This is a genomic window from Ruegeria sp. BE3 (genome assembly GCF_056538865.1).
Map to the genome: position 1 here is coordinate 1002889 of NZ_JBQFTW010000001.1, position 16046 is coordinate 1018934.

At 56.8% G+C, this 16046-nt stretch carries 17 protein-coding genes; 7 read left to right on the forward strand and 10 right to left on the reverse strand.

All coding sequences use genetic code 11. The features are described 5' to 3' along the window. Positions 1-21 precede the first annotated feature (21 nt). Positions 22-615, reverse strand: a complete 594-nt coding sequence (locus ACR0AZ_RS04945) for an invasion associated locus B family protein (protein WP_480666906.1) — start codon at positions 613-615, stop codon at positions 22-24. A gap of 446 nt (positions 616-1061) precedes the next feature. Between ACR0AZ_RS04945 and ACR0AZ_RS04950 the strand changes: the two genes are divergently transcribed. After that, positions 1062-2609 (forward strand): helicase HerA-like domain-containing protein, encoded by a 1548-nt coding sequence (locus tag ACR0AZ_RS04950; RefSeq protein ID WP_480666907.1) that lies wholly within the window; start codon positions 1062-1064, stop codon positions 2607-2609. A gap of 45 nt (positions 2610-2654) precedes the next feature. Here the strand turns inward: ACR0AZ_RS04950 and ACR0AZ_RS04955 are convergent, their stop codons facing one another. The 7 genes from ACR0AZ_RS04955 to ACR0AZ_RS04985 all read right to left on the reverse strand — a co-directional run bounded on the left by ACR0AZ_RS04955 (position 2655) and on the right by ACR0AZ_RS04985 (position 8777). After that, complete coding sequence (locus ACR0AZ_RS04955; protein ID WP_480469785.1) at positions 2655-2909, reverse strand: hypothetical protein; 255 nt, start codon at positions 2907-2909, stop codon at positions 2655-2657. A gap of 188 nt (positions 2910-3097) precedes the next feature. Beyond that, positions 3098-4411, reverse strand: coding sequence for a branched-chain amino acid ABC transporter permease (locus ACR0AZ_RS04960; protein ID WP_480666909.1), 1314 nt, complete (start codon positions 4409-4411; stop codon positions 3098-3100). Next, positions 4408-5418 carry a branched-chain amino acid ABC transporter permease gene (locus ACR0AZ_RS04965; RefSeq protein WP_480469787.1) on the reverse strand — a complete coding sequence of 337 codons (1011 nt, stop codon included), beginning with the start codon at positions 5416-5418 and terminating at the stop codon, positions 4408-4410. The genes ACR0AZ_RS04960 and ACR0AZ_RS04965 overlap by 4 nt, the downstream gene beginning before the upstream one ends. Next, positions 5418-5852: a hypothetical protein gene (locus ACR0AZ_RS04970; RefSeq protein WP_480469788.1), complete on the reverse strand. Its 435-nt coding sequence runs from the start codon at positions 5850-5852 to the stop codon at positions 5418-5420. Before ACR0AZ_RS04970 ends, ACR0AZ_RS04965 begins: the two co-directional genes overlap by 1 nt. A gap of 1 nt (position 5853) precedes the next feature. Continuing rightward, the gene (locus ACR0AZ_RS04975; RefSeq protein ID WP_480469789.1) at positions 5854-6684 is read right to left on the reverse strand and encodes an ABC transporter ATP-binding protein; all 831 of its coding nucleotides are present in this window, start codon (positions 6682-6684) and stop codon (positions 5854-5856) included. Then, a complete protein-coding gene (locus ACR0AZ_RS04980; RefSeq protein WP_480469790.1) occupies positions 6681-7469 on the reverse strand; it encodes an ABC transporter ATP-binding protein in 789 nt (262 codons plus the stop codon). Before ACR0AZ_RS04980 ends, ACR0AZ_RS04975 begins: the two co-directional genes overlap by 4 nt. Positions 7470-7595: 126 nt before the next feature. After that, on the reverse strand, positions 7596-8777 hold the full coding sequence (locus tag ACR0AZ_RS04985; protein WP_480469791.1) for an ABC transporter substrate-binding protein: 1182 nt from the start codon (positions 8775-8777) through the stop codon (positions 7596-7598). 150 nt (positions 8778-8927) lie between these two features. Between ACR0AZ_RS04985 and ACR0AZ_RS04990 the strand changes: the two genes are divergently transcribed. Next, positions 8928-10031: a PQQ-dependent sugar dehydrogenase gene (locus tag ACR0AZ_RS04990; RefSeq protein WP_480666910.1), complete on the forward strand. Its 1104-nt coding sequence runs from the start codon at positions 8928-8930 to the stop codon at positions 10029-10031. Positions 10032-10063: 32 nt separating this feature from the next. Further along, on the forward strand, positions 10064-10471 hold the full coding sequence (locus ACR0AZ_RS04995) for a hypothetical protein (RefSeq protein ID WP_480666911.1): 408 nt from the start codon (positions 10064-10066) through the stop codon (positions 10469-10471). Positions 10472-10473: 2 nt separating this feature from the next. On the opposite strand, the gene ACR0AZ_RS05000 is transcribed toward ACR0AZ_RS04995, so the two are convergent. Continuing rightward, complete coding sequence (locus ACR0AZ_RS05000; RefSeq protein ID WP_480469794.1) at positions 10474-11478, reverse strand: GlxA family transcriptional regulator; 1005 nt, start codon at positions 11476-11478, stop codon at positions 10474-10476. 169 nt (positions 11479-11647) lie between these two features. Between ACR0AZ_RS05000 and ACR0AZ_RS05005 the strand changes: the two genes are divergently transcribed. Next, the gene (locus ACR0AZ_RS05005; RefSeq protein WP_480469795.1) at positions 11648-13018 is read left to right on the forward strand and encodes a class II 3-deoxy-7-phosphoheptulonate synthase; all 1371 of its coding nucleotides are present in this window, start codon (positions 11648-11650) and stop codon (positions 13016-13018) included. Positions 13019-13072: 54 nt separating this feature from the next. Here the strand turns inward: ACR0AZ_RS05005 and ACR0AZ_RS05010 are convergent, their stop codons facing one another. Continuing rightward, positions 13073-13747, reverse strand: coding sequence for a PAS domain-containing protein (locus tag ACR0AZ_RS05010; protein WP_480666913.1), 675 nt, complete (start codon positions 13745-13747; stop codon positions 13073-13075). A 232-nt stretch (positions 13748-13979) separates the two neighbouring features. Between ACR0AZ_RS05010 and ACR0AZ_RS05015 the strand changes: the two genes are divergently transcribed. Genes ACR0AZ_RS05015 through ACR0AZ_RS05025 form a run of 3 tightly spaced genes read left to right on the forward strand, consistent with a single transcriptional unit; the run spans position 13980 to position 16046 of the window. Continuing rightward, entirely contained in the window at positions 13980-14870 is an 891-nt protein-coding gene (locus ACR0AZ_RS05015) for a YicC/YloC family endoribonuclease (RefSeq protein WP_480657666.1), read from the forward strand. Positions 14871-14886: 16 nt separating this feature from the next. After that, positions 14887-15528, forward strand: coding sequence for a guanylate kinase (gene gmk / locus ACR0AZ_RS05020; protein WP_480469798.1), 642 nt, complete (start codon positions 14887-14889; stop codon positions 15526-15528). After that, on the forward strand, positions 15525-16046 hold the full coding sequence (locus tag ACR0AZ_RS05025) for a gamma carbonic anhydrase family protein (protein WP_480666914.1): 522 nt from the start codon (positions 15525-15527) through the stop codon (positions 16044-16046). Before gmk ends, ACR0AZ_RS05025 begins: the two co-directional genes overlap by 4 nt.

The window sequence follows — 16046 nt, forward strand, 5'->3', positions numbered from 1 at the left end:
TTGTAAAGTAACCCTTGAGGCTTATCTCACCGAAACATTCAGTCCGTCGAAGGCTGAGGTGAAGCCTGATAGCGACATATCCATGTTCAACACCTGATCCGGAAGGCGGGCAGGAACCAGCGACAGTACCGCCTTGGAGCCTGCTTTCATCGCGTCGATATCGCCCTGGGTAAATCCGAGCTGCGCAATACAGCCGACCGAAACGCAGTGATGATAATTGTACAGCTTACGCGGCGCGCCATCGATCGACACCGCCAGCTGCGCCTGCAGCAGGGTCTCTAGCGGAACAACCACATTCGCCCATGCAACGGCTGCGCCGCCTTCCGGCAGTTTGCCGAGCGACACTTCGGCAATGGGATCGCCTTGTTGATTGTTGAGAATCTGAACCATCGCGCAGGGATCTTCGTCTTCCTGCGTTTTGATGCAGGAGATGTTCCAATCGCCAACCTGCTCACGCACATATTGCTCGCCGATCCGAGGACCTGATTGACCCAGGTCCAGATCGCTCCCTACTTCGGCTTCGGCCTCAGGGGCATCTGTGGTTTCCTGCGCATAGGCCGCACTGCTCAGCAATGCAGCAGCAACCAGATTTAGAGGGAGAAGTTTCCTGATCATGAATGCCTCATCTTTATGATCCCGCTTTTTGATCCGTCTATCACTCTGTGCTTGTGGTGTCAGGCTCAAACCGAATACCTGCGCTGGAATTGAACGGATTTTTGCCGAAACGGGATAAAGAGACCACGTTAGAGCCAAAGAAAAAGGGAGCCGGTGGAGCGGCTCCCTTCATGAAATTTTTCTCCCCGTCGGACTGGCCGACTTAGTTATGCGCAGACGTTACGAAAGGGGAACCCAAGGGTCAACTGCTAAGCCAAAGAATTTAACCCTTCGAGACCTGAATTTTGCCATATTTCGCAAAAAAGCCGCGCCCGAAGGCACGGCCAGTCGACAGGGAGGAATTTGCCCCACCGCGACAATGCCGCGATGAGGTGAGATTTACTCTCGCAGCCAAAGGTTAACTTTGTATGCTTGGCGCAGATCGGTAGAACTGGGACAGATATTGAATGGACAACAAGATCTTTATCGGCGGCGCGGGCGAAGGATACAGCCACGCGCAAGGGCTTTCGTTGAAATACGCCAACCGACACGGCTTGATCGCAGGGGCGACGGGTACCGGGAAAACGGTCACGCTGCAAATTTTGGCCGAAGGGTTCTCGCAGGCGGGGGTCCCCGTTTTTCTAGCCGATGTCAAAGGTGATCTGTCGGGGCTGGCGTTGCCGGGGAGCGTTGATCACAAGCTGCATCAGGCGTTCATGGATCGGGCAAACCGTATCGGGTTTGATGCATTCTCATACAACGCATGCCCAGTGACTTTCTGGGATCTGTTCGGAGAACAAGGGCATCCGGTACGCACCACCGTGACCGAGATGGGGCCGCTGTTGTTGTCGCGGTTGCTGGAGCTCAGCGAGGCGCAGGAGGGAATTCTCAACATCGCCTTCCGCGTGGCAGACGAAGAAGGAATGCCCTTGTTGGATCTGAAGGATCTGCAGGCACTGCTGGTCTGGATCGGTGAAAACAGGGCGCAACTGTCTTTGCGTTATGGCAATGTCTCGACCGCATCAATCGGAGCTATTCAGCGCCGTCTGCTGGTGTTGGAAAACCAGGGTGGAGCCAATCTGTTTGGTGAGCCCGCGCTCGAACTCTCGGACCTGATGCGGACCGATGAGAACGGGCAGGGGATGGTCAATATTCTTGCCTCGGACAAATTGATGGGTGCGCCGCGTCTTTATGCAACCTTTCTGCTGTGGCTTCTAAGCGAGCTGTTTGAGGAATTGCCCGAAGTCGGAGATCCGGAAAAACCCAAACTAGTCTTCTTCTTTGATGAAGCGCATCTGCTGTTCGAAGACGCGCCCAAAGTTCTGGTGGACAAGGTCGAACAGGTCGCGCGCCTGATCCGTTCGAAAGGGGTTGGGGTGTACTTCATCACGCAAAACCCAGCAGACATTCCCGAAGATATCCTTGGGCAATTGGGCAACCGGGTGCAGCACGCTCTGCGTGCATTTACTGCACGGGATCGTAAGAATCTGCGTCTGGCAGCTGAGACCTATCGCGAGAATCCGGCCTTTGACACCGAAACTGCCATCCGTGAAGTCGGCGTGGGTGAAGCGGTGACCTCGATGCTGCAGAAGAAGGGCGTACCGGGCGTTGTTGAACGGACGCTGATCCGGCCTCCGGGCTCGCAACTCGGGCCGATCACGAAGGCTCAGCGCAGGACGGTGATGGATGCCTCAGCAATGCAGGCGAAATATGGCGAGAGGGTCGATCGGAAATCGGCTTTCGAGATCCTTCAGGCCCGGGCTAATGCAGCCGCACAGGCGGCGGCAGAGGCCGAATCTGAGGAGGTTTTGGAGCAACAAAACCCAATGCAGCGCGAATACGCGTCGGCTCGTAGATATTCGGGCAGCCGCGTCGGACGGTCCTCGTCACGCGTTGCGCGCAAGAAAGATTCATTTGCAACAGCGATGAGCGAGGCGGTGATAAAGGAACTGAAAGGAACGACCGGGCGCCGCATTGTGCGCGGGATACTGGGTGGCCTGTTCCGAAATCGATAGAGAATGAGTGAGGCGCCCCTCAATATATCAGGGGCGCCAGATCTGTTAGCGATTCAGACGACGCAGCCCTTCCTGGCGGCAATATCCATCAGCCTCTGGCACCGACATTTTGGTGGCCGGAAAGTCAATCGCACGGTCCCATGTCACACGATCCTGCCGGTACAACTGGCAGGTTACGACACCTTTGGGCGTCTGAACCTTCACCGGAGTGGTTTCAAGTTGCTCGGGCGACGGGATGCATGCGCTCAGCACCGCCAGAAGCGGGGTGGCTATAGCAAAGAATCTGAGTGGTCGTTTCATAGCAAATAAGGTGCTCTTATCCTGGTTAACTTCGTAATCGTTAAAGGGCCTGCCCAAACACAAGTCGTATGAAGACAGAGTGGCGATGTGGTGGATCGCGGGTGGGGCTGTTTAGACCGTTTTGATCACCCATACAATAAACCGCGCCGTCAAACGGCGCGGTAGGGGAAATTCTCACGAAATTTTGCTTATTTCTCGGGGATCAAACCCCTTGGACTGAATCTGAGAACAATCAGCAAGATCAAGCCCATCGTGAACAGGCGCATATGCGCTGCACTATCGATCAGATGCGTCTTGAGAGCGCTGCCATCAGGCATTCCTGAGGTGATCAGGTTCATCAGCCACAAGCCGATGGGTTCAACTTGCACCCAAAGGAACCAGATCAGGAACGCACCCAGAACGGCTCCGAAGTTGTTGCCTGACCCGCCGACAATGACCATGACCCAGACAAGGAAGGTAAAGCGCAGCGGGTTGTAGGTGCCCGGCGTCAACTGCCCGTCCAGAGTGGTCATCATGGCACCTGCGATACCGCAAATGGCCGAGCCGAGGACGAAGATCTGCAGATGCCGACGAGTGACGTCCTTGCCCATCGCTTCGGCCGCAACTTCGTTGTCACGAATGGCACGCATCATCCGGCCCCACGGGCTCTTCAGTGCCATCTGTGCCATCCACAGCAGCACCAGCAAGACGATCAGGAACAGCAGCGAATAGCCCAGTTTGACCGAAAGTGTCGAGGCGATCACCGGGTCAATTCCCAACCAATCCGCGCGTGCGATGAACGAGGGGTCTTGCTGCAGCTCAACCTCATAGCCAACCACAGGCGAGGGGCGGGGGATGCCGTAGACATTCTTTACGCCGCGCGCCAGCCAGTCTTCGTTTTTCATGATGGCGATGATGATCTCGGCAATGCCCAGTGTCGCAATCGCCAAATAGTCCGAGCGTAGACCCAACGCGGTTTTGCCAATCAGCCAGGCGGCACCCGCAGCCAGCAATCCCCCGGCAGGCCATGCCAACAGGACCGGCAGGTTCAGGCCACCGATATTGCCTGCAACGGCGGGATCGATCGCCTCAATCGCCGCGATGCTGGGGTCAAAGATTGCACGGTAGACAAAGAAACCAACAACGAGGATACCGATGATGGCCAGTGTTTGCACACGCCCTTTTGGCATCTTCTGCGCAACCATCACTGCCGCAACAACTGTCGCTGCACCCAGCAATAGGGCAAGCACGACGCCATAGCCGCCAGCCGACCATGCACCGGGCGTTGGCGGCGTCGAGACCAGCACAACCGCCAGTCCGCCCAGCGCGACAAAGCCCATGACACCAACGTTGAAAAGGCCCGCAAAGCCCCATTGCAGGTTCACGCCAATCGACATGATGGCCGAGATCAGGCCCATGTTCAGGATCAGAATTGCAGCGTTCCAGCTTTGTGTGAAACCGGTCAGCAGGATCAGAGCGCCGACGACAACAAAAAGCAGCGTGTTTTTGACGGGCTCGCTCATATCACTTTCCCCTTGAACAGGCCCGTGGGCTTAAACAGCAGCACGATCAGCAGGATCGCAAAACTGACGGCGAATTTGTAATCAGTGGACAGGAACTGGACCAATCCTGACGGCTCCAGATTTTCCGGGGCCAGATATGTCAGCACTTTCTTCCACGCATAGGTGATGGTCACCTCGGAGAATGCGATAATGAACCCGCCCGCGATGGCTCCAATTGGATTGCCAAGGCCTCCCACGATGGCCGAGGCAAAGATTGGCAGCAGAAGCTGGAAATAGACAAAGGGCTTGAAGCTCTTGTCCAGCCCGTAGAGCACACCCGCAGTAGTGGCCAGCGCGGCCACGATGATCCAGGTGATCATCACAACGCGTTCGGGGTTGATGCCGGACAGCAGCGCCAGATCCTCGTTATCCGAATAGGCACGCATCGACTTGCCGGTGCGGGTCTTGTTGAGGAACCAGAACAGCAGCACCACAGCAACAACGGCAACAATCACAGTGATTCCCTGAGAGGTCTTGATCGCCAGCCCTTCCCGCAGCCCGGTCATTGCCTTGAAATCCCGTGCCGAGACGATGAAGCGCGCGCCGTCCGAGAACCTCTGATCATCCGGTCCGATGATGAACCGCACAAGGCCGTTCATGATGAACATCACGCCCATCGACACGATCACCAGAATGACAGGTTTGGCCTTTTGTTCCCGGTAGAAGCGATAGACCAGCCGGTCAGTGACCAGCACCAGAACGATACAGCCCAGAATGGCAAAGGGCAGGGCCAGCAGAGCGGTCGGCAACGGCCCGAAACTGACCCCGGCCGCCTGCAGGCCCCATGTGACCAGCACAGCGATCATCGCGCCAAAGGCCATCGTGTCGCCATGGGCAAAGTTCGAGAACCGCAGGATGCCGTAGATCAGCGTCACCCCCAAGGCACCCAGCGCCAACTGGCTGCCATAGGCGATTGCGGGAACAAGGACGAAGTTGGAGAGCGCCACAAGGGCGTTGAGGAAGTCCATTAAAACTCCTGCTCGCAATCGCCTTCAAATACGCGACGCGCATTGAAGGTCTCTGAGTAATTGACATATTTCTGCGGAACGACGACGAGCGTAGCCGTCAGCGTTGATGGTGGTGTTCGTACGAAGTATACGATCGAGTTGCTATTCTCTGTCTTTTGAGACGCGATCATCAATGAGTTTTTAGATGTGACAACATACTCTGTTCTATTCGAAAGGCGTAAGTTGGAAGTCGTTTCTCCGGCCGCGGACGTGCCATCAATTCTGAACTCCCCGAAATTACTTCGAACTTGATTGGGCGGACTGCCGACGAACTCGATATCGAATGTTGAACCCAAGCACTCTTCTTCGTGTTCACAGACTTCACTTAGAAAGCATGCTTCGGCACCAGCGGCGCCGGTTAGTGAGGCAATGATCAATGCTGCAGGTATCTTCACGCTACCCCCCCAAGAAACTCTTACGCACTTCGGGATCGGCCAGCAGTTCTTTGCCTGTGCCGGTATAGGCATTCCGCCCCTGAACCAGCACATATCCCTTGTCCGCGATCTCCAGCGCCTGACGGGCGTTCTGTTCGACCATCAGGATCGGCAACCCGGTACGTGAGACCTCAATGATCCGGTCGAACAGTTCATCCATTACGATGGGCGAAACGCCGGCGGTGGGTTCGTCTAGCATCAACACTTTGGGCTGGGTCATCAGCGCGCGGCCCACGGCGACCTGCTGGCGTTGACCGCCCGACAGCTCTCCTGCAGCCTGATTGCGTTTGTCGCGGAGGATAGGGAACAGGTCATAGACCTGCTCCATCGTTTGGCTGATGTCGTCGCGGCGGATGAAGGCGCCCATTTCCAGGTTCTCTTCCACCGTCATCGAAGTGAAGATGTTCGAGGTCTGGGGCACAAATCCCATGCCACGTACCACGCGATCCTGCGGTGTGAGCGAGGTGATGTCTTCACCGTCGAGCCGAACCGCGCCCGAGCGCACATCCAACATACCGAAAACGGCCTTCATCGCGGTGGATTTACCCGCACCGTTGGGGCCAACGATCACAGCAATCTCACCTTTATCGACGGCGATGGTGCAATCGTGCAAAATGTCCGGCCCTTTGCCATAGCCGCCGGTCATGGTGTCGCCGATCAGGAAAGGGCCGCCCTCAACCCGATGCGTCTCACCGCTTTTGCGATGGGCGGGGGTCATAGTGCCGACGCCATGCGCATTGGTGATCGAGGCGTCCTTGTTGCCTTTATCGTCCTGGTAGGGGTTGTCGCTCATGCACCCGCCTCCAGTTTATCTTTGTTTTTCAGGCCGGTACCCAGATAGGCCTCGATCACATGCTCGTTGGCCTTGATCTCGTCCAGAGTACCCTCGGCGAGCACCTTACCCTCGGCCATGCAAATGACCGGGTCGCAGATCTTGCCGATGAAATCCATATCGTGCTCGATGACGACGAAGGTATAGCCGCGCTCCTTGTTCAGGCGCAGGATCGTGTCGGCGATGGTCATCAGCAGGGTGCGATTCACACCCGCACCGACCTCATCCAGGAACACGATCTTGGCGTCGACCATCATGGTGCGACCTAGTTCCAGCAGCTTCTTCTGACCGCCCGAAACCTGACCGGCCTTATGATCAGCCAGATGTTCGATGGTCAGGAATTCCAGCACCTCATCGGCCTTGGCCTTCAACGCGCGTTCTTCATCGGCGATGCGTTTGCGTCCGAACCATGTGTTCCAGAGCGATTCACCTGATTGCGCACCAGGCACCATCATCAGATTCTCGCGGCAGGTCATCGACGAAAACTCATGCGCGATCTGGAAGGTGCGCAGCAGGCCTTTGTGAAACAGCTCATGCGGGGGCAGGCCGGTGATATCCTCACCATCCATGAAGACCTTGCCACTGGTTGGTGGAAGAACACCCGCGATCACATTGAACAGAGTGGTTTTTCCGGCCCCGTTCGGCCCAATCAGACCGGTGATCGAGCCCTGTTGGATTTCCAGCGATGCCCCGTCCACCGCATGAAACCCGCCGAAATGCTTGTGCACGTCTTCGACGACGATCATCTTTTCCCCTAGCCGCCGTTTTCGGCGTCGTTGCCCCATCCCCGTGTGAAAGGTGCGGCCTTTTGTCATTGAAACAGCCCGGACACAAGGCCCGGGCTGCTTGTTTTTATGACTGTTAACGCAGTATCAACGGAAGTTGACGGTCTTGTTCTCGCCGTCGGTGACTTCGATCTCACGATACGAGCCAGCGCTTTCGCCGGGGCCGATCAGTTCAACGCCCGATGCGCCGACATAGTCGATCTCCTGACCGGCAGCCAACAGTTCCAGACCCTTGGCCAGTTCACCCGGATAGATCTTCTCACCCGGAGCATTGGCAACGTCCATGATCTTGGCGCCGTAGTCAGCAGCGTTGGTCGAACCTGCGGCCTGCATGGCCAGCATGAACAGTGCTGCTGCATCATAGCTTTCCGGCGAGTACGGGGACGAGCCGTCAAAACCAGCGGCTTCGGCCATGGCAAAGTACTTCTCGGCACCTTCACCACCCGAACCGGCGATCTGACCGAACGAACCATTCAGGTCGGGACCAACGTTTGCAGGCAGCGAGTCACCTATCATGCCGCCGGGCAGACCGAAGGTGTCAAACGCACCGCTGTCCAGCGCCGATTGGATGATGCCCAGACCGCCTTGGTCCAGATAGCCTGCAACGACCAAAATGTCGCCACCGGCCGAGGCCAGCGCGCCAACTTCGGCCGAATAGTCGGCTTTGCCGTCTTCGTGCGCGGCAACGATGGTGACTTCGCCACCCGAAGCCTCGAACGAGGACTGGATCGCATCTGCCAGACCCTTGCCGTAGTCGTTGTTGGTGTAGGTCAGCGCGATCGAGCTGATGCCACGATCATTCAGGATGTCAGCCATCACCTGACCTTCACGCGCATCCGACGGGGCGGTGCGGAAGAACAGGCCGTTATCTTCCATGGTCGATAGACCCGGCGAGGTCGCCGATGGCGAGATCATCACCATGCCGTTGGGGATCGCGACGTTCTGCAGAATTGCTCCGGTCACGCCCGAGCAGTCACCGCCGATGATACCGGCAACGCCGTCCGCGATCATACGTTCGCCGTTCGAGGTGGCCAGACCGTTGTCGATGCAGCCCGTGTCGGCGCGGGTCCCGGTGACGGTCGCACCGTCCAGCAGTTTCCCGGATTCGGTGACCTCGGCCATCGCCATTTCGGCACCCGAACCCATGGCAGGTGCGAGCGATTCGATTGGGCCGGTGAAGCCGAACAGCACGCCCAGTTTGACGTCTTCGGCCATTGCGGTACCCGCCAGCAGAGCGGTGGCTGCAGTTGCAGTCAGCAGCTTTTTCATATGGTTACTCCCTATTGTGAACGTATTCGTTCTGCGCACGACCCTAGGCAAGCCATGCGAAAAAGAAAAGTCCTAACGCAAACGTGTTTTTGTGGGGCATAAACCTATTTGTTCTCATGATGATAAAACCGCGTGTCCGAGGAAGAGATCATGAAGTTCAAAGCGTTTGCGATTCTAATCCTGCTGTCTAGCGCGGGGATTGTCCGCGCCGATATCCTTGAAACGTCAGAAGGCGCGGTTCTTGTCCAACCTATGATCGAAGAGCTCGATACCCCCTGGGCGGTCGGAATATTGCCAGATGGTTCTTTTCTGGTGACTGAGCGTGACGGGCAGTTGCTGTATGTGTCTGATGGCAAATCCCAGAAAGTGCAGGGTGCCCCGAAAGTTGCTGAGAACGGGCAGGGCGGTTTGCTGGATGTGACAATTGCACGAGACTTCGGCCAGACGCGTGAGATTTTTTTGACCTTTTCCAAGCCGCAAAGCGGTGGGGCGGCAGGCACCGCGCTCGCGGTGGCGCGTTTATCGGAAAACGACAAGCGTCTGACCAACACTCGGATCATCTTTGAGGCCCTTCCCGGCGGCTCCGGTGGACGTCATTTTGGCTCACGCGTTGTCGAGGCCAATGATGGAACGCTCTTTGTCACGATTGGAGACCGGGGGGATCGGCCGCAGGCACAGAACCGGACAAATCACATCGGGTCCGTGATCCGGATTAATCGTGATGGATCGGTGCCTTCGGACAATCCGTTTGTAGGGCAGGGCGATATTCGCCCTGAAATCTGGACCTATGGCCACCGCAATCCGCAAGGGGCCGGTTTGGATGCTCAGGGGCGTCTTTGGACTGCCGAGCACGGTGCGCAGGGTGGTGACGAGGTAAATCTGATTCAGCCGGGGCGAAACTATGGTTGGCCCGTTATTTCGTATGGCAAGCACTACTCAGGCAAGAAAATCGGAGAAGGCACCGCAAAAGAAGGCATGGAGCAACCGCAGCACTATTGGGACCCGTCCATCGCGCCCTCTGGGCTGATGGTATATTCTGGTAAGCTTTGGCCGAGCTGGGCTGGAAACCTTTTCGTGGGGTCACTCAAGTTCGATTACATTTCCCGGCTGGCTGGGACACCGTTGCGCGAGGTCGAACAGATAAAAGGCCCTGAAACGGAACGCGTACGCGATATCGTCGAAGCGCCCGATGGGTCGATCTGGTATATTTCTGTAGGTGAGGGAGCAGTTTACAGGATGACACCCGACAAGTAACACAGAAGCATCACAACCTATTGGATTGCTTTATGCTACGAGTTCAGTTTATTATCGTTGCGCTTTTTTCCGCAATGCCCGTTCTGGCCGAAGAGTTTTCATCCTACGAAGAGTATCAGAGCTTTTTGGACAAGAAGATGAAGAACCGGGAATTCTCTACTGTAATCAGAGATTTCGGCGGTGCGGATGAATATACTGAGCAAGAGCTGGCCCGCATCCAGACCCAGCTTCGAGATGTGGTTCCTTATTATTTGACAAACGCGGCAGTCATTAAGCGTGTTGAATTGGAAAATGGCTTCTCGCAGGAGTTGCGAGCCTATTGGAATGACATGAAAAGCTATGTTTACTTCTACGCGCTGTTACACGAACGCGATGACGATTTGATAGTTATTCAGTTCTATCTCAACACCAATCCCGAGGAACTTTTGACAAGGTTTTAATATTAAACCGACAGCCGTCCGCTCTGCGCACCGCGCTCGCGGTAAGGCGTGGTGTTATAGTGCGCCCGGTAGCATTTTGAGAAATGGCTGGGCGAGGCAAAACCACAGGCCAGCGCCACGTTGATGACGCTCATATCGGTCTGCATCAGCAGATTGCGCGCCTTGTGCAGGCGTAGCTCCATGTAATACCGCTTGGGCGAACGGCTGAGGTAGCGGCGGAACAGACGCTCCAGCTGGCGGGTGGACATGCCCACATCCTTGGCCAGGATCGAGGGTGAGATCGGCTCTTCGATGTTCTTTTCCATCATCAGAATTACCTGACTGAGCTTCGGATGCCGCACCCCGATACGCGTCGGCGTCGACAAACGCTGGGTGTCTTGATCGGTGCGGATCGAGGAATAGATCATCTGATCGGCAACTGCATTCGCAAGATCCTCGCCATAGTCATCGGCGATAATTTTGAGCATCAGGTCAATTGATGAGGTGCCGCCCGCCGTCGTCATCCGGTTCCCATCGACCTGAAACACTGATTTGGTCAGTTCAACAGTGTCGAATTCTTCCGAGAAACTGTCCGAGTTCTCCCAGTGGATCGTGGCCCGTTTGCCTTCCAGCAATCCGGCTTTAGCCAGCGTATAGGCGGCCGTACAAAGCCCTCCGATCTTCAACCCCTTGCGCGCCTCACGGCGCATCCAGTTCAGAACCCGTTTGGTGGTCGCCGCCTGAACATCAACTCCGCCGCAGATCAGGATCACGTCGTCGCGTTGCAATTCTTCAAGATCGGCATCCAGTTTGAAGGTGGTTCCCGCCGAACACTGTACAAGTTCACCGCCTTCACCGGTCAGTTTCCAGGTGTAAAGCTCCCGGTTCGCCATCCGGTTGGCAATCCGCAGGCTGTCGAGCGCAGACGCAAAGGAAAGCAGCGAGAACTTATCCAGCAGAACGAAAACAAAATTGAGCGGCTTGCCCGCTTCTCGATCCACGGTGACAACTTGGCGTTGCTCTTGCATGGCGATGTGTCCTTGATTCGGTGCACGCCGGGTTCGAAACGTCGGCGGATATGGCTGTCACCATGCTCAAAGCTTGTTTGCGGCGTCAAGAGGCGCAAATGTGATATGGTCTCTGACGAATGCATTTTGTATAGAGACCACCTGAATTACCTCAGCGGAGATCCAAGCTATGACGGAATGGCAAAAAACGAACTGGCGCAGCAAGCCCAGGGTTCAGATGCCAGACTATACCGACGCAACCGCGCTGGCCAAAGTCGAGGCGCAGCTTTCGCAGTATCCCCCGCTGGTCTTTGCAGGCGAAGCGCGGCGTCTCAAGCAACATCTGGGTGCCGCTGGTCGCGGCGAGGCCTTCCTGTTGCAGGGCGGCGATTGTGCTGAAAGCTTTGAACAATTCAGTGCTGATGCGATCCGTGACACGTTCAAGGTGATGCTGCAGATGGCCATGGTTCTGACCTATGGCGCCAAGGTGCCTGTGGTTAAAGTGGGCCGGATGGCGGGTCAGTTCGCCAAGCCCCGCAGCGCCCCGACCGAAGTGGTGGATGGGGTGGAACTGCCTAGTTACCGCGGTGACATCATCAATGAACTGGCCTTCACACCCGAGGCACGCATCCCGAATCCCGGCAAGATGCTTCAGGCCTACACGCAGGCAGCCGCGACGCTGAACCTTTTGCGCGCCTTCTCGACCGGTGGTTTCGCCGATATGAGCATGGTGCATTCGTGGACTCTGGGTTTCACGGATGAACAGGACGTTCAGAAATACTCGGAAATTGCCGACCGCATCCAAGACACCATCGATTTCATGGGCGCTGCCGGGATTACCGCAGATAGCACGCATGAGTTCTCGACAGTTGAGTTCTACACCAGCCACGAAGGCTTGCTGCTGGAATACGAAGAGGCGCTGACCCGTCTGGATTCGACTTCGGGCAACTGGCTGGCAGGCTCCGGTCACATGATCTGGATTGGTGATCGGACACGTCAGCCCGATGGCGCGCATGTCGAATTCTGCCGCGGTGTTCTGAATCCGATCGGCCTGAAATGTGGTCCGACAACGACAGCGGAAGACCTGAAGGTCCTGATGTCCAAGCTGAACCCCGAGAACGAAGAGGGTCGCCTGACCCTGATTGCGCGTTTTGGTGCGGGTAAGGCTGGTGAGCATCTGCCACGTTTGGTCAAGGCCGTGAAGGAAGAAGGTGCCAAGGTAACCTGGGTCTGCGATCCGATGCATGGCAACACCATCAAGTCCGCGACGGGCTACAAGACGCGTCCGTTCGACTCGGTCCTGCGCGAGGTGCGCGACTTCTTCGGAGTGCATCAGGCCGAGGGCACCGTGCCCGGCGGTGTGCATTTTGAGATGACCGGTCTTGATGTCACCGAATGCACCGGTGGCGTACGCGCCGTGACGGAAGAGGACTTGTCGGATCGCTACCATACGGCCTGCGACCCGCGCCTGAACGCGACGCAGTCGCTGGAGCTGGCATTCCTGGTGGCGGAAGAATTGACCAATCTGCGCCGCGATCGCGTCAAACGTGCCGCGAGTTGAGAGACCGCGACAGTTTAGAAATCAGAACGGCGGGCCACTGACCCGCCGTTTTTCTTAGTCATCGCGGGAAGATACCAGCCGAAGATATGGTTCGGACCGCACAAACTCGCTTTGCTGTTCGGCAAAACCCATATCCTCATGCGGAGCGGGTTTGGGCGGTTGCCGTAGCTCTGACAGTTCGCGCACCCGATGATCAGTTATCGAGAAACGACGCGGTGTGGTGCCAATCACGCCGTCACTGAGCATGACACCCAGCACGCGGCTGACATCCCCAAGATCGCTTTTAAGCGGCAACAGGATCATACGAGCTTGCAGGCATGCACGGCCCAGTTTGCCTTTTGAGGTCAATCCAAGTTCGACCACAGCCGGTGCCGTGAACACCCGGTCGAGATAGGTTTTGACATCATCACGCGCGCTGGGTTCGAAAAAGGCAGTCAGAGGCATGCCGCGCACCTCCATCCCAGCCAGCTTGTTCAGGTGGCTTCCGGCGAGACGAAACCGTGCCAGACCCGGTGCAATACGTTCGAGTATGAACGTGTATTCCAGAACATTCTCTAACCCGCGAGGATCGATCTGTGACCGCATCGGCACGCCGTCGCCGCCAAGAAGGGCGGTCCAATAAGCTTCGGCCTGACGAATTGGGGACAGGCTGCGCCCGCTGTCAAATCGGTCCATCGCGACGATCTTTCCAAATCCTGAGCCAGAGCCAGTCCCGAAAAAGGTTTTCATTTCATCACCCTATCGTCAATCAGTCGCCATTTTCCTAAAATGCCATCTTTCGGGCATAGCTGGGGTTCATCAGCGCTTCCGACTGTCAGATTGACACGGGTTAATACAATTTTGGATCAATTCTTTAACGAATGGTTAACCGATCGCGTCTCTGCCACAAATGAGCAAGGTCTTGCCCCTAGCCCGTTGTTGGCATTAGGTGCGGCGAGCGGTTTTGACGGAAAGGGCAGGCATGATCAAATCCATGACCGGTTTCGCCTCGGGCAAAGGAGCGTTTGGCCCCCATAGCTGGAGCTGGGAGCTGCGCAGCGTAAACGGCAAGGGACTGGATATGCGCCTGCGCGTGCCGGACTGGTTGACCGGGCTTGAGGCTGCGCTGCGGGGGGAGCTGTCGAAACAGGTCAGCCGGGGCAACGTGACGTTATCGTTACGGCTGAACCGGGAAGAGAGCGCCTCTGACATCAAGCTGAACGTTTCAGCCATGGAGGCCGCTCTGGCGGCGCTATCGCAGACCGAGGCGATGGCCGCTGCGCGTGGTATCGAACTGGCGGGATCCAAGGCCAGTGATCTGCTGACGCTGAAGGGCATGCTTGAAGCGGGCAGCGAAGATGATGATCCCGCTCCGTTGGTTGAGAAGCTCAAGACCGAATTCAGCGGCTTGCTGGCTGCTTTCCTAGACATGCGTAAGGCCGAGGGGCAAGCGCTGGCCGGCATTCTCGGCGGTCAGTTAGATCAGATTTCTAGGCTGACAGAGACGGCTGCCGATCTGGCCGAGCAGCGGCGAGAGGAGATGGCACAGGCGCTAAAGGACAATCTGGCGCGTGTTGTCGATAATGCGCAAGGTGTCGACGCTGAACGAGTCGCGCAGGAACTGGCGCTGATCGCCGTCAAGGCGGACATCACTGAAGAGATCGACCGTCTGGCCGCTCATGTCGCCGCCGCGCGTGCGCTGCTGGATCAGGACGGTCCGGTCGGGCGCAAGCTGGATTTCCTGATGCAGGAATTCAATCGCGAGGCCAATACGCTCTGTTCAAAATCGCAAAATGCCGAGCTGACATCCGTCGGGCTTGAGTTGAAGGCGGTGATCGATCAGATGCGCGAACAAGTTCAGAACGTGGAATAGGAACGAGGGCACACACATGGCAGATCGCCGGGGTCTATTAATCATTCTGTCCTCGCCCTCGGGCGCAGGCAAGTCCACTTTGGCCCGACGTTTGATGCAATGGGACAGCGATCTGGAGTTTTCGATCTCGGCCACCACGCGTGCACCACGACCGGGCGAAGAACATGGGCGCGAATACTACTTCCTGTCAGAAGACGCGTTCAAACAGCAGGTTGCCGATGGGCAAATGCTGGAACATGCCCACGTGTTCGGGAACTTTTATGGCTCACCCGCCGATCCGGTGCGCGAGTCGATCAACAAGGGCCGTGACGTGTTGTTCGATGTCGATTGGCAGGGGGAAGTGCAGATCAGGAATTCGGATTTGGGCAAACATGCGTTGTCGATCTTCATCCTGCCACCGTCGATTCCCGAACTGAGGCGCCGCCTGGAAGGCCGGGGGCAGGACAGCGAAGACGTGATTGCCAAGCGCATGCTGAAAAGCTGGGATGAGATCAGCCACTGGGGTTACTACGATTATGTCCTGATCAACGACGATCTGGACGCGACCGAGGAGAAGCTGAAAACCATCGTCAGTGCCGAGCGGATGCGCCGCATTCAGCAGCCGCGCCTGCAGAACCACATCCGTACCTTGCAGACCGAGTTCGAGGAACAGTCATGACGATCTATGCTTTGGGAGAGCATCAGCCTCAGATTCACGAGGATACCTGGGTCGCGCCTGATGCCAACCTGATCGGTAAGGTGGTGCTGGAACAGGGGGCCTCGATCTGGTTTGGCTGCACAATCCGCGCAGATCACGAAGAGATTCGCGTTGGTGCGGGCAGTAACGTGCAGGAAGATTGCGTGATGCATATCGATGCCGGATACCCGCTGACCATCGGCGCGAATTGCACCATCGGGCATAAGGTCATGCTGCATGGATGCACGATCGGGGACAACTCTCTGATCGGCATGGGGGCTATCGTTCTGAACGGGGCAAAAATCGGTAAGAATTGCCTGATCGGGGCAGGGGCCCTGATCACTGAAGGCAAAGAGATCCCTGATAATTCGCTGGTCATGGGAACGCCGGGCAAGGTTGTGCGTCAGCTTGATGATGAGGCCGCGCAACACCTGACGCTGAGCGCGCTGCACTATCAGGACAACATGCGCAAGTTCCGCGAAACGCTGAAACCGGTCTGA

Excerpts from the sequence above, each read along its gene's own strand:
- ACR0AZ_RS04945 (WP_480666906.1), bottom strand. The coding sequence starts at position 615 with ATGATCAGGAAACTTCTCCCTCTAAATCTGGTTGCTGCTGCATTGCTG.
- ACR0AZ_RS04950 (WP_480666907.1), top strand. The coding sequence starts at position 1,062 with ATGGACAACAAGATCTTTATCGGCGGCGCGGGCGAAGGATACAGCCAC.
- ACR0AZ_RS04955 (WP_480469785.1), bottom strand. The coding sequence starts at position 2,909 with ATGAAACGACCACTCAGATTCTTTGCTATAGCCACCCCGCTTCTGGCG.
- ACR0AZ_RS04960 (WP_480666909.1), bottom strand. The coding sequence starts at position 4,411 with ATGAGCGAGCCCGTCAAAAACACGCTGCTTTTTGTTGTCGTCGGCGCT.
- ACR0AZ_RS04965 (WP_480469787.1), bottom strand. The coding sequence starts at position 5,418 with ATGGACTTCCTCAACGCCCTTGTGGCGCTCTCCAACTTCGTCCTTGTT.
- ACR0AZ_RS04975 (WP_480469789.1), bottom strand. The coding sequence starts at position 6,684 with ATGAGCGACAACCCCTACCAGGACGATAAAGGCAACAAGGACGCCTCG.
- ACR0AZ_RS04980 (WP_480469790.1), bottom strand. The coding sequence starts at position 7,469 with ATGATCGTCGTCGAAGACGTGCACAAGCATTTCGGCGGGTTTCATGCG.
- ACR0AZ_RS04985 (WP_480469791.1), bottom strand. The coding sequence starts at position 8,777 with ATGAAAAAGCTGCTGACTGCAACTGCAGCCACCGCTCTGCTGGCGGGT.
- ACR0AZ_RS04990 (WP_480666910.1), top strand. The coding sequence starts at position 8,928 with ATGAAGTTCAAAGCGTTTGCGATTCTAATCCTGCTGTCTAGCGCGGGG.
- ACR0AZ_RS04995 (WP_480666911.1), top strand. The coding sequence starts at position 10,064 with ATGCTACGAGTTCAGTTTATTATCGTTGCGCTTTTTTCCGCAATGCCC.
- ACR0AZ_RS05000 (WP_480469794.1), bottom strand. The coding sequence starts at position 11,478 with ATGCAAGAGCAACGCCAAGTTGTCACCGTGGATCGAGAAGCGGGCAAG.
- ACR0AZ_RS05005 (WP_480469795.1), top strand. The coding sequence starts at position 11,648 with ATGACGGAATGGCAAAAAACGAACTGGCGCAGCAAGCCCAGGGTTCAG.
- ACR0AZ_RS05010 (WP_480666913.1), bottom strand. The coding sequence starts at position 13,747 with ATGAAAACCTTTTTCGGGACTGGCTCTGGCTCAGGATTTGGAAAGATC.
- ACR0AZ_RS05015 (WP_480657666.1), top strand. The coding sequence starts at position 13,980 with ATGATCAAATCCATGACCGGTTTCGCCTCGGGCAAAGGAGCGTTTGGC.
- gmk (WP_480469798.1), top strand. The coding sequence starts at position 14,887 with ATGGCAGATCGCCGGGGTCTATTAATCATTCTGTCCTCGCCCTCGGGC.
- ACR0AZ_RS05025 (WP_480666914.1), top strand. The coding sequence starts at position 15,525 with ATGACGATCTATGCTTTGGGAGAGCATCAGCCTCAGATTCACGAGGAT.